The 13,977-nt window shown below is 41.4% G+C and carries 7 protein-coding genes and 1 other annotated feature; of the genes, 5 read left to right on the top strand and 2 right to left on the bottom strand.

The genetic code is table 11. The features are described 5' to 3' along the window. The first annotated feature begins 189 nt into the window (after positions 1-189). Positions 190-2,979: an isoleucine--tRNA ligase gene (ileS, locus tag LI954_RS14300; RefSeq protein ID WP_229444795.1), complete on the top strand. Its 2,790-nt coding sequence runs from the start codon at positions 190-192 to the stop codon at positions 2,977-2,979. A gap of 97 nt (positions 2,980-3,076) precedes the next feature. Here ileS and zwf read toward each other — a convergent pair whose 3' ends face one another. Both zwf and LI954_RS14290 read right to left on the bottom strand, forming a co-directional pair. Continuing rightward, positions 3,077-4,600 (bottom strand): glucose-6-phosphate dehydrogenase, encoded by a 1,524-nt coding sequence (gene zwf, locus LI954_RS14295; protein ID WP_202064384.1) that lies wholly within the window; start codon positions 4,598-4,600, stop codon positions 3,077-3,079. Between the two features lie 149 nt (positions 4,601-4,749). Further along, positions 4,750-5,397 carry a metal-dependent transcriptional regulator gene (locus LI954_RS14290; protein WP_229444794.1) on the bottom strand — a complete coding sequence of 216 codons (648 nt, stop codon included), beginning with the start codon at positions 5,395-5,397 and terminating at the stop codon, positions 4,750-4,752. Positions 5,398-5,645: 248 nt separating this feature from the next. Here LI954_RS14290 and gltB point away from each other — a divergent pair, with 248 nt between their 5' ends. From gltB to hisG, 4 genes are all read left to right on the top strand, one after another. Further along, a complete protein-coding gene (gene gltB / locus LI954_RS14285) occupies positions 5,646-10,154 on the top strand; it encodes a glutamate synthase large subunit (protein ID WP_229444793.1) in 4,509 nt (1,502 codons plus the stop codon). A gap of 1 nt (position 10,155) precedes the next feature. Then, entirely contained in the window at positions 10,156-11,595 is a 1,440-nt protein-coding gene (locus tag LI954_RS14280) for a glutamate synthase subunit beta (protein WP_229444792.1), read from the top strand. Between the two features lie 132 nt (positions 11,596-11,727). Next, positions 11,728-11,963: a binding site (T-box leader), on the top strand. Between the two features lie 186 nt (positions 11,964-12,149). Then, the gene (gene hisZ / locus LI954_RS14275) at positions 12,150-13,349 is read left to right on the top strand and encodes an ATP phosphoribosyltransferase regulatory subunit (RefSeq protein WP_229442549.1); all 1,200 of its coding nucleotides are present in this window, start codon (positions 12,150-12,152) and stop codon (positions 13,347-13,349) included. Next, the gene (gene hisG, locus LI954_RS14270) at positions 13,342-13,977 is read left to right on the top strand and encodes an ATP phosphoribosyltransferase (protein ID WP_229442547.1); all 636 of its coding nucleotides are present in this window, start codon (positions 13,342-13,344) and stop codon (positions 13,975-13,977) included. Before hisZ ends, hisG begins: the two co-directional genes overlap by 8 nt.

Below are 13,977 nucleotides of genomic sequence, written 5' to 3'. Positions count from 1 at the left end.
TCATTTGTTTTCAATGATTCTAAATTTGGGTGGTATCACGAGCACTTTCGTCCCTTGGGATGAAGGTGCTTTTCTGCTTTATTTTATTAGGTAAAGCATGATCTGATAAATTTTTATGTTTCTCAGAGCGAAGTAAAATTTTTAATAAACAATGAATACGCAGCAGAGACTGAAAGCGAGGATGTTAGAATGAAAATGAAAGATACCTTACAACTTGGGAAAACAGCTTTTCCCATGCGTGGGAACCTGCCAAACAGAGAAGTAGAATGGCAAAAAGACTGGGAAGAAAAAGAGATTTATGAAAAAAGACAAAAACTAAACGAAGGAAAACCGACCTTTATTCTGCATGACGGACCTCCTTATGCGAATGGAAATATTCACTTGGGTCACGCTCTAAACAAAATCAGCAAGGATATCATTGTACGTTTTAAATCAATGTCAGGATATCGTTCGCCATACGTACCCGGCTGGGACACACATGGTTTGCCAATTGAACAGGTTTTAACGAATAAAGGTGTAAAGCGGAAAGATATGACACTTGCAGAATATCGTAAAAAATGTGAAGAGTATGCACGTTCACAGGTAGATACGCAGAAAAATGACTTTAAACGATTGGGAATTGGCGGTGACTGGGAGCATCCATACATTACTTTGGACCCTTCTTATGAAGCGGCAGAAATCCGTGTATTTGGAAAAATGGCTGAAAAGGGCTATATTTACAAAGGTTTGAAGCCGATCTACTGGTCACCCTCAAGTGAATCTTCATTGGCAGAAGCAGAAATTGAATATAAAGATGTTAAATCGCCTTCAATCTTTGTAGCGTTTAAAATTGTGGATGGCAAAGGGATTTTGGATACAGATACTTCTTTAGTAATCTGGACAACGACTCCGTGGACGCTTCCGGCAAATTTGGGGATTTCTGTAAATCCTGATTATCAGTATGTTGTTGTGAAAGCTTACGGCAAAAAATATGTAGTGGCTAAAGACCTTTTGGATCAGGTAAAAGAAGCGATTGACTGGGAGGATGTTGAAATCCTTGAGACGATCTCCGGAAAAGCTATGGAGTATATGACTGCTCAACATCCGTTTTATGATCGGACTTCATTGGTTATGCTTGGTGATCATGTGACATTGGAAGCTGGTACCGGGCTGGTTCATACAGCTCCCGGCCATGGGGAAGATGACTATATTGTCGGTAAAAAATATAATTTGGACGTATTATCGCCAGTGGATAGTCGAGGTATCTTTACTGAAGAAGCACCAGGCTTTGAAGGAGTCTTCTATGATAAAGCGAACCCGATGATTACTGCATTACTGGATGAGAAAGATGCACTGTTGAAACTGGATTTCTTTACTCACAGCTATCCGCATGACTGGCGGACAAAGAAACCAGTAATTTACCGGGCGACATCTCAATGGTTTGCATCCATTGATAAATTCCGTCAGAATATTCTTGATGAGGTTGAAAGAGTAGATTGGATTATACCTTGGGGTAAAACGCGTCTTTACAATATGATTCGTGACCGCGGCGATTGGGTTATCTCCCGTCAGCGTGCCTGGGGTGTTCCGCTGCCGATTTTCTATGCAGAAAATGGTGAAGCGATTATCACGCCGGAAACAATTGAACATGTAGCTGATTTATTTGCGGAATATGGATCAAATATCTGGTATGAAAGAGAAGCAAAGGCGCTTCTCCCGGAAGGCTTTACTCATGCAGGTTCGCCAAATGGCACGTTCACAAAAGAAACAGATATCATGGATGTTTGGTTTGACTCTGGTTCTTCACATGAAGCAGTTCTGCGTCAGCGTCCTGAGCTGAGCTTCCCTGCAGATATGTATCTTGAAGGATCAGACCAATACCGCGGCTGGTTTAATTCAAGTATTACAACAAGTGTGGCAATTAATGGTGTTGCCCCGTATAAAGCTGTTCTTTCACAAGGGTTCACTTTGGATGGAGAAGGGCGCAAAATGAGTAAATCCCTAGGGAACACGATTCTTCCAGATAAAGTGATCAAACAAATGGGGGCAGATATTCTGCGGCTGTGGGTGAGTAGTGTTGATTCTGAGTCGGATGTCCGTGTGTCCATGGATATTTTAAATCAGGTATCTGAAGTCTATCGTAAGATTCGCAACACGATGCGCTTCCTGCTTGCCAATACAAGTGATTTTGAGCCTTCAGAACACTCAGTATCTTTTGAAGAGCTGCGTTCAGTTGATAAATATATGATGGTTCGTTTGAATCAGGCTATTAAAGAAATCCGTAAAAAAGGCTATGAAAAATACAATTTCATGCAAATCTATCGTACAGTGGTGAATTTCCTGACAGTGGACCTTTCCTCTTTCTACTTGGATTTTGCCAAAGATGTTGTCTATATTGAAGCAGAAAATGACTATCAGCGTCGTTGCATGCAGACTGTATTTTATCAAACAGCTGTTTCTTTAACAAAATTATTAACACCAATTATTCCTCATACTTCTGAAGAAATCTGGAGCTTCTTAAAAGAAGAAGAAAGCTATGTTCAGCTTTCTGAATTTCCAGGCTATGAACAATTTGCCAATCAGGATGAGCTGATGGACACCTGGGCTGCATTTATGGAGTTTAGAGATAACGTCCTAAAAGCGCTGGAAGAAGCACGTAATGCCAAAATGATTGGAAAATCTCTGGAAGCAAAAGTTACTGTTTATCCGAGTGAAGTAGTTCGTCAGCTGCTGACAGCTGTTGATGCGGATATTGCACAGCTGCTGATTGTGTCCGACTTTGAAATTGCCGGAGAAGGTGTTGAAGTGCCAGAAAATGCACATAGCTTTGCAGATATGGCTGTTTTAGTTGAAGCAGCAGCAGGTGAAACCTGTGAACGCTGCCGTTCTGTAAAAACAGATGTAGGGACAGATGAAAAAATGCCCCATTTGTGCGGTCGCTGTGCAGCAATCGTTGAAGAGCATTATCCAGAAGCAGTAGCAGAAGGATTTGAAGATTAATAAATTTACTATTTTAAAAACCTCTCGAGAATTTTTTCCCGAGAGGCTTTTCTTAATAGCAGTGATAGATGAGTTTATTGCTAGTGATAAACGTTGATTATTCTTCCAGCTGTCCACGTTCACGATACCAGATATCCGGCTGCCAGATCCAATGGAAACCATCTTCTTCCAATAATTTAAAGGCTGCTTCAGGTCCCATGGTTCCAGCTGTATAATTAGGGAAATCAACAGTTGTTTTGTCCCATGCATGACGGATAATGTCAATAATGTGCCAAGACTGAGCAACTTCATCCCAGTGAGAGAAGTTTGTTCCATCTCCATTTAAACAATCCAGCATTAACTTTTCATAAGCTTCAGGACTGTTTGCTGTTGTTTTGGCTGTATTCCGATAATCCAGTTTCACAGGTGCTGTTGTGAAACCCTGTCCGATTTCTTTACCGTTCAATGTCATGGAGAAGCCTTCAGTCGGCTGAATATAAATAGTCAGGATATTAGGCGGCAGGTTTGTTTTTTCTATACACTCTTCCACATCATCCTTAAATACATTTACAGGAACCTGTTTAAAGACGATATTGATTCTTGTTCCTTTTTCAGTCAGTCGTTTTCCAGTACGAATGTAGAATGGAACGCCAGACCAGCGGAAGTTGTCAATATAGAACTTTCCTGCAGCAAATGTCTCTGTTTGAGAATCTTTTTCAACATTTGCTTCCTCACGATATCCGATAAATGCTTCATTATTCAGAGAACCGGAGCTGTATTGCCCACGTACAAAATTCTTTAGGGCTTCTTCTTCTGTATAAAGGCGAATAGCCTTTAGTGCTTTAATTTTTTCCACACGTATTTCTTCTTCAGAAAATGTTACTGGAGGTTCCATGGCAAGTAAAGAAAGAACCTGCAGAATATGGTTTTGAACCATATCTTTCAAGGCACCGCTGCTTTCGTAATATCCACCGCGATCTTCCACACCTAAACTTTCAGCAAAGGTAATCTGGATATTGTCAATGTAACGATTATTCCATTGAGATTCAAAGATATTATTGGCAAAGCGGATAGCAGAAATATTTTGAATCATTTCTTTCCCTAAATAGTGATCAATTCTGAAAATATCTTCTTCAGGAAAGACCGCTCGAATGGATTTGTTTAATTGAAGAGCTGTCTTATAATCCGTTCCGAAAGGTTTTTCAATGATTAAGCGATCAAACCCATTTTCTGTTAAGATCTTTTGAGACTTCAAATGTTTGACAATGGTATCGAAGAATTGAGGAGCCATTGCCAAATAAAAAATTCGATTTCCCTGCAGCTGATACTTTTCATCCAATTTATCTGCTAGGTTTTTGAGCGTATCGTAATGCTCTGTATCATTTACATTATGAGACTGATAATAAAAATGATCTGAAAAAGAATCGGCTTCTTCCTGCGAAGGATTTAGATCCTGTATTGTTTCCCGGACGATTTCCCGATAATGTTCGTCCGACCACTCTCTGCGGGCAGTTCCGATTACGGCAAAATGTTCACCGAGATTTCCTTTTCGGTAGAGTCTGAAAAGAGAAGGATAGAGCTTTCTTTTAGCTAAATCTCCTGTCCCTCCAAATATGGTAAAAAGTGCAACTTTCTCGTTCATTCTATTCCTCCTGCAGTCTGCCTGAGATCAATATAAATCTCAGGGATAATTTTTCTATTGCTGTTAAAATCTTTAAAGAACTTTTTTAGAATAACGGCTGGTCAGTATTGGTTTTGATTTCCTGTGTAACAGCCTTGAAAAAGTATATTTTATAATGGATCAACAAAAATTGTGCTTGCTGCCTTATAACTGACGACCAGTGTCTTGTCAGTATTTTTAATGGTGATCGGACCTTCATAGGCTGCGATCTCTTCAATCATGAACGTTTCATGAATATTCAAATTGATTGAGACTAGATAATCCAGCAGCTCTTTTTCATCCAATACTCTGGCAATACGGATTTTTGTACCTGCAGGATAATCCGCCAGTGTTTGATGTTTCTCTTCATGAACTGGCTGATTTGCTTCAGGAATGACTCCCCCATGAGGGCAAAATTGGGGGTTACCCAGATAGTGGGACAGACGATCTGCCAGTGTTTCCGAGGTAACATGTTCAAGGACCTCCGCATCATTGTGGACTTCATTCCAGGAATAATTTAAATGCTCCACCAAAAATACTTCCCATAGTCGATGCTTGCGAATTAATGTACTTGCTTTTGTTAACCCCAGTTCTGTCAGCTGCACCCCCTGATAAGGAGAATGCTGGACCAGTCCTTCCTTCACAAGCTTGGAAATCATTTCACTGACAGAAGCCGCAGAAACATTTAGACCAGATACAATGTGTTTATTATTAATTTTATTTTCATCTCCACCCAGTTCAAAAATGAGTTTGAGATAATCTTCTCGATTTGGCGTCATATTATTCATCCTTTCTCAGGAGCCATCAAAAATAGTTTATCAGAAAAATTTCTATTTGACCATTCAATAAGATAGTAAACGAAAAACTTTTATTCAAATTCTTTTCTTTTCATAAATTCACCGTCTAATCAGATTACATTCGTTATTTTTCAGATGTTTTCAAATTTTTCTTGTATTCTTTTTCATAAACATGTAAACTGTTAAAAAAAATTGAGAATTTTCAAACTATTTAAAGGGACTGATTATGAATGGGAAAAGAAACCAAAGCTGCAAAACCAATGATGTATGATTCTTCTTTTGAAAAAGATGCCTGTGGAATGGGCTTTATTGCTCAAATTGACGGCATTGCTTCTCATCAGCTGATTAATCATGCCCTGACCATGCTGGAAAGAATGAACCATCGCGGAGGTACTGGTGCAGAACCTGATACTGGAGATGGGGCAGGTATTCTGATGGCTATGCCGGATACTTTTTTTCAGAAGAAGGCAGCCACTGAACAAATAATGCTGCCGGATAAAAATGACTATGGTGTGGCTATGCTTTTTTTACATCAGGAAGAAACAGAAAAGAAAGCGTTGCTTCATTCGGTAGTGACCGAAGTGAAAAATGCCGGATATCGTGTTATTTGGGAAAGAGAAGTTCCTTTTTCCTTTGAGTACTGCGGACCAGGTGCTCAAAAAGTAATGCCGGGTTTTGTTCAGCTTTTTGTTGAAAAACCGGTTGACGTGGAAAGCGGCAGAGAATTTGAAGACCAGCTGTTCCAGCTTCGTCGAAAGATCGAAAAGAATTATTCACCCACCGAACTGTCAATTTGCAGTTTATCCTCAAAAACAATTGTCTATAAAGGAATGCTTCATGCATATCAAGTGCGTTTGTTTTATCCTGACTTACAGGACAAAACACTGGAAAGCAGTATCGCACTGATTCACTCACGTTTTTCAACCAATACATTTCCCAGCTGGGATCGGGCACAGCCCTTCAGGTTTTTAGCACATAATGGCGAGATCAATACCCTGAGAGGGGCCGAAAATTGGATGCACAGCCATCATATTGAAGTATACAATGAAGAGAATTCAGACTCAGCCAAGCTGGAGAACTGTATGGAGCTTCTTTATCGAAATGGTCGGGATATTCCACAGGCACTGATGATGATGGTTCCAGAAGCATGGTCTGAGGAAGCCGATTTGAAAGATGATATTGCTGCATTTTATGAGTACAATTCAAGCTTTATGGCTCCGTGGGACGGACCGGCAGCGCTATGTTTTACTGATGGGGAAATCGTCGGAGCTGCTTTGGATCGTAATGGTCTGCGGCCTTCCAGGTATTCCATTACAAAAGATAATTATATTATTGCTGCATCAGAGTCAGGGGTTGTAGAGCTAGAACCTTCAAGAGTGATTGAAAAAGGCGTTTTGGGACCTGCCAACATGATTTTGGTGGATACTATAAAAGGAAAATTTTACCGCAATGAGGAACTAAAGGAATATTATGCAAGTCAGCATCCCTACAGAAAATGGCTGAACGAGCAGCAGCTGACAATTGAACAGCTGCCTCAAGTTCAGGAAGAAGCCCAATCGGTATTAAGCCAAGAGGAATTGAATCATTTATGGAAGCTTAACGGCTATACAGATGAAATTATTCGAATGAACCTTCTGCCAATGGCTGAAAAAGGGGAAGAGCCGGTTATTTCAATGGGCTATGATTCTCCGCTGGCAGTACTAAGTGATAAGCCGCAGTCTCTGTTTACTTATTTTAAGCAGCAGTTTGCCCAGGTGACCAATCCGCCAATTGATGCCATTCGGGAAAAACTAGTGATTGGAACCGAGATGTTTTTGGGACGGGACAGGAATCTGCTGACAGATCAGGCAGAAAACTGTAATAAACTGAAAATCAACAGTCCTGTTTTATCAACAGAGGATTTTGAAAAAATCCGTCGGCTGGATAGTCATGGACAAAAGAGCAGGGTCCAGACCATTCAGTATTCATTGAAACCGGAAGTTCCTGATCGTCTGTTCAGAGCATTGGAAACAATGTTTAAGCAGGTGGAAGAAAAAATTGATGAGGGAGCAACGATTATCATCCTCTCTGACAGCGATAGGAAAGAAGGGCAGATGGCCATCCCGATTCTGCTCGCTGTATCAGGTCTGCATAATTATCTGGTGCGGCAGGGCAAACGGGGACTGGCTTCGATCATTGCTGATTCAGCAGAAGTTTGTGAGGTTCACCACTATGCAACTTTGATTGGATATGGCGCAAGTGCTGTTCATCCATACGGTGCATACGAAACGTTAAAAGACTATCATTTGTCTGAAAAAAGTGAAACGTATCGTACGGCTGCCGAAAAAGGGATTGTCAAAATTATGTCGAGAATGGGTATTTCCACTATTGCCGGCTATCACGGTGCACAATTATTTGAAGCAGTCGGACTCTCAGAAAAAGTTGTCAACCAGTTTTTCACGGGAACAGCCAGCCGAATCGGCGGATTGACTTTGGAACAGGTGGAAAATGAATATTTGTGTCGCTATACAGCTGCATACGGGGAAAAGGAAAATGATTTTCTGCCTTCCGGCGGGAGTTTTCAATATAAGGCAGACGGCGAACATCACTTGTTCAATCCTCTGACAATCTATAATTTTCAGCAGGCAGTACGAACTGGTGATTATGACCAATATAAAAAATATGCACTGCAGCTGAATCAGGAGGAAACTGAGACACCAACTACCTTGCGGGCTATGTGGGAATTCCACAGCGATCGGCCGTCTGTCAAGCTTTCTGAGGTCGAACCTGCAGAAACGATTGTCAAACGATTTAAAGTTGGTGCGATGAGTTATGGATCATTAAGTCAGGAAGCACATGAATGTATAGCTGAAGCGATGAATCGAATCAATGCCAAGTCAAACAGCGGTGAAGGCGGCGAAAACCGCAGCCGTTTTAAAAAGAAGAAAAACGGGGTTAACTTGAACAGCAAAATCAAACAGGTTGCATCCGGGCGATTCGGTGTCAATGCAGAATATCTGATGAGTGCAGAAGAGCTGCAGATTAAGATTGCACAAGGCGCAAAACCAGGAGAGGGCGGACAGCTGCCGGGGAATAAAGTTTTTCCGTGGATCGCAGAAATCCGCGGTTCAACTCCTGGTGTTCGTCTGATATCTCCGCCGCCTCATCATGATATTTATTCAATTGAGGATTTGGCCCAGCTGATTTATGATCTAAAGATGGTTAATCCTTATGCCAAAATCAATGTAAAGCTGGTTTCCAGCACGGGTGTTGGAACAATTGCAACTGGTGTTGTGAAGGCTGGAGCAGATGTGGTTGTTATTTCCGGCTATGATGGCGGTACAGGGGCTTCTCCGCGGAATTCAGTGAGAGATGCGGGACTGCCTTGGGAGATGGGCTTGGCAGAGGCTCATCAGACGCTTTCATTAAATAATCTTCGCCAGCGAATGACATTGGAGACGGACGGCAAACTGATGACTGGCAGAGATGTTGCAATTGCCGCATTGCTTGGAGCTGAAGAATACAGCTTTGCTTCACTTGCTTTAGTTGCTGTCGGCTGTGTAATGATGCGAGTCTGCAGCTTGAATACCTGTCCTGTTGGCGTCGCAACTCAAAATCCGGAACTGAGGAAGTTTTTTGCAGGTAAACCGGAACATGTAATCAATGCGATGATGTTTATTGCAGAAGATTTAAGAGAGTTGATGGCAAATCTTGGATTTAGGACGATTGATGAAATGATTGGTCATGCTGAAATTTTGAAACCTAAATTTGTGGCTAAAGGAAAAGCAAAATCTCTGGATTTTTCCAGAATGCTGGGACATTCAATGGGAATTGAAAGAAAATGTGAAGATCCTTTCAGAGAAAAACGCCAGTGGAAAGAACTGGATGCTTTTGCTGAAACAGCGATTAGGAATAATCAAAAAATATATGTTGAAGAAACGATTAATAATGTAAATCGAACAGTTGGAGCCAGAATGGGCGGATGGATTGCAGAACGTTTTGGCAATTATGCATTGGAGCCGGGGCTTCTTAATTATCATTACAAAGGAATTGCCGGTCAGAGCTTCGGCGCTTTTATCACTCAGGGAATGGAATTAAAATTAACTGGTGAAGCAAATGATTATGTAGGAAAAGGGTTGAGCGGGGGGCGTCTAATTATTGTTCCTCCTGAAGATGCAGGATATAAAGCAGAGGAGTCGCCAATTGTTGGAAATGTCGCCTGTTTCGGTGCAAATCGCGGCGAAGCTTATTTCAGAGGAAAGGGCGGCGAACGCTTCTGTGTCAGAAACAGCGGAGCCAATGTAGTTGTTGAAGGGATCGGCGATCATGGCTGTGAATACATGACGGGCGGTGTGGCTGTGATACTGGGAACTACTGGTCGGAATTTTGGTGCAGGGATGTCTGGAGGAGTCGCGTATGTTTATGATCCTGAACAACAGTTTTCAGGAAAATGCAACATGGAGATGGTTGAATTATTTCAATTAGGCGAATCAGGTTCTGACAGTGAGCTGAAGGAACTTTTGAAAAACCATTATCGGTATACAGCATCAGAAAAAGCAGCAGAGATTTTAGCTGATTGGAAAAATACACAGCATCATTTCATTAAAGTTTATCCAAAAGAATATCATGAGATGATTAAGGTAACTGAGCAGCTTCAAGGTGAGGGACTTTCCGGAACTGAATTGCTGGAGACTGCATTTGAAGCGGTAATCGGAGCTCAAACTGTACCAGTGAAAACAACCATAAAGGAGCGTGGCTAGTATGGCAGATCCATTTGGATTTTTAAACTATTCTCGAAAGGAAAATCCTTATCGGCCAGTTCATGAACGAATAGCGGACTGGAATGAACTGCAGATTCCTTTAAAGGAGGATGAGCGTCAGGAACAGGCTGCAAGATGTATGAACTGCGGTATACCATTTTGTCATACAGGTATTTTTTATGGAGGAAAAAGAGCTGTTTCAGGATGTCCGAATGACAATCTTATCCCAGAGTGGAATGATCTGGTTTATCGTGGTGAATACAAAAAAGCCTGGGAACGTTTAAGCAGAACAAACCCATTACCGGAAATGACTGGAAGGGTTTGTCCTGCTCCCTGCGAAAAGTCCTGTACGGAAGCGTTAAATGGATCAGGAGTTGCCATTCATGATAATGAACGTTTCATTATTGATACAGCATTTGAAAATGACTGGGTGAAGCCTACAGGTATACCCAAAGAAAAGACGGGGTTCAAAGTTGCTGTTATCGGCAGCGGACCGGCTGGTTTATCTGCTGCCTGGCGATTGAATCAGCTGGGACATGAAGTGACTGTTTATGAACGCTCAGATCGTTTCGGCGGATTGCTAATGTATGGTATTCCCAATATGAAGCTGGATAAAACAGTGGTCCAACGTCGAATTGATGTTATGGAGGAAATCGGCATCAATTTTGTTGGAAATACTGAAATAGGGGTAGATATTACAGCAGCAGAGCTGTCTCAAGAATTTGATCGAATTATTGTGGCAACGGGTGCGAGTGTGCCAAGAGATTTGAAAGTTAAGGGTAGGAAATTACAAGGAGTTCAATTTGCGGTGGACTATTTGACTGAAACAACAAAGGAAGTACTGAAGGATGGAACAGCTGCTGCAAATAAAAAGCTGGAGGGCAAGCATGTAGTTGTGATAGGCGGAGGAGACACTGGCAGCGACTGTATTGGATCGGCAATTCGACAGGGGTGCGCTTCTGTGAAACAGCTGGAAATTACGCCTAAAATGCCTGGAAGCAGAACGGAGAATAATCCATGGCCGGAATATCCGCTTACTGATAAATTAGGATATGGACAGGAAGAAGCACTGGCTGTTCAAAAGGAGGAGCTGACAAGTTATCAAACGTCAACTACCTCTTTTATCGGTGCAGAACAGGGTCAGCTAATTGGAGTGGAAACAGTTCAGGTTGATCAGAATTTTCAGCCGATTGAAGGAACAAAAAAAACAATGAGAGCTGATTTGGTTTTGTTGGCAATGGGGTTTATCGGACCTGAAAAAAGTTTGCTGGAGCAGCTGGATGTTGCAGAAGTGTATGATAACTATACAACAAATAATGAACGTGTCTATGTTGCCGGTGATGCGAAACGCGGCCCAAGTCTGGTGATCTGGGCGATCAGAGAAGGTCGGCTGGCAGCTGAGCATGTGGATAAAACATTGAGGGCACTTGTTGCTCAGTAGATTCTGTTCATTTTATGAATAACCTGATTATTCGTAGAGAACTTCCGTGTTACTTACAGCTGATTTTTTTGTAAGCTCTTGACTAACAAGAAAATACGTGGTAAAGTTTTTAGAAATAAATGAGAATACAATGAAAAAATAATGATCAGAATAGTAGACAGCTGCAGCAGTTTCAGAGAATTTCCGGTTGGTGCAAGGAAATAACTGCGGGATGTTGAACACACCTGTAAATTGTTTTTCTGAATAATCGTAGGAAAAATCGGGAATTGCCCGTTATCGCTTTTAGTCGTAGACTAGCAGAGGTTTTTGCTGTGAGGTGAAAACAAATCTGAGGTGGGACCACGTGAAAAAACTTTCTCGTCCTCTTGGCTTATTTGCCAAGAGGACTTTTTGGTATTCTGTGAAAATGGACGATTACCATTTGGATGGATACTCTTATTTATGGATGAGACCGAATGCGGGAGTTAAAAAGAGGGCAATAAACAAAAAAGACAGAGATTACATAGTAAATTAATGAATATATATTGAAGATGAGCAGTTAGAGAAGGGGTTTGATGGATATGAAATGGAATCGCAGCTTGCCGTCGGGAACAAAGGATAAATTATTTCGTGAAGCAAACGGTGCATATCAGTTGGAGCAGCAGGTGAATCAGGTTGTGAAAAAACGCGGGTATCAACGTGTGGATACACCATTGATTGAATTTGAAGATGTTTTTCAAGCAGATGATGGGGAAGGTCTGCTGTATCGATTCTTTGACAAGCAGGGACGATTACTTGTTCTGCGGCCGGATATGACTATGCCTATAGGAAGAGTAGCGGCAACGACAGGTATCCAACTGCCATTAAAGCTGGCATACAGCGGAAAGGTTTTTCGCTTTAACAACGAGATGGCGGGAGAACAGAATGAATTGACACAGGCAGGAATTGAGCTGATTGGCTTTACTTCAGCAAAGGCTGAATTGGAATGTGTCAGCTGTGCTGTAGAGATATTGAATACATTGAATATTCCAAATTTTCATTTTGAACTTGGTCATGCAGGAATATTTAAAGAAATTGCTGCCTATCTGAAATTGAATGCTGAAGAAATCAGAACGTTGAAAGAGCTGTTAAGTAATAAAAATTTGAGTGCATTAAAGGTTTTTATCCAAAATCATCCGAGTGAGCTGGATCATTTTATTGAAGAGATGCCCAAGCTTTTTGGAGAGGTAGAAGAAGTGATGGCATCTGCTCAGCAGCTGTTACCTGAAAATACAAAGCTGGCAACTGTTATTGATGAATTTAAAGCAATGGCTCGGATGCTTCAATCAAATATAAAGAGTATTTCGTTAACTGTTGATTTAGGTTCTGTTGCGCTGATGGATTATTATACCGGTATTTTATTCAATGGCTATGCTGATTTAATCCCGGACGTATTTTTGCGGGGCGGCCGATATGATCATCTGGTGGAACAGTTTGGACATACAGGAATTCCCGCTGTAGGCTTTGGCATCAATTTGGATACACTGGTAGCTTTGCAGTACCGGTTGGAATTGCTGGCAGACCTTGAACGACCAAAAGTACTGGTTCATGCGGGGATTACAGATTATTCAGCAGCAGAAGAGCTGGTGAAAAAGCATGAAAGCTATGAGCTTTCTCTGTTCGACACATGGGAAGAAGCGCTGGAATACGGGAAAAAATGGCAGTATGAAGAGCTGGTTTTGATAGAAGGACAAAAGACAACCCGAATAAAAGTAGGTGAACAGGTAAATGAGTAATTTGACAATTGCCCTGACGAAGGGAAGATTGGAACGGCAGACTCTGGAGCTTTTTGAGAAGGCGGGTATAGATGTTTCATTTATGAATGACAAACAGCGGAAACTGGTTTTTCATAATGCAGATCAGTCGCTGACTTTTTTATTGGTGAAAGCGGCAGATGTGGCGACTTATGTTAGACATGGTGTGGCAGACCTTGGTGTTGTTGGAAAAGATGTTCTGTTTGAACATCCTCACGGATATTATGAAATGCTGGATCTGGAGATCGGTAAATGTAAATTTTCAGTTGCTTCTGTAGGCACTTACCAGCCTCATGATCATAAGAGAAAAAGGATTGCAACGAAATATCCAACTATAGCCTCGGACTATTTCAGAGAAAAAGGCGAAGATGTTGAAATCATTAAAATTGAAGGCTCAGTAGAAATAGCACCAGTCTTGGGTCTGGCGGATGCAATTGTTGATATTGTTGAAACAGGGACAACATTGAAAGAAAACGGACTTGAAATTTATGAAGATATCTGTGATATTTCTGCACGGATAATTGTTAATAAAGCAACATTAAAGAGGAAGCGACAGGCAATATTTGAATTGTTTCAACAGTTGGAGACAGTAATCGGAAAAGAGGGATAG

Origin of the sequence: Enterococcus sp. CWB-B31 (genome assembly GCF_020567645.1) — a bacterium.
Lineage (GTDB): Bacteria > Bacillota > Bacilli > Lactobacillales > Enterococcaceae > Enterococcus_L.
This window is presented reverse-complemented; position numbering and strand designations above follow the sequence as displayed.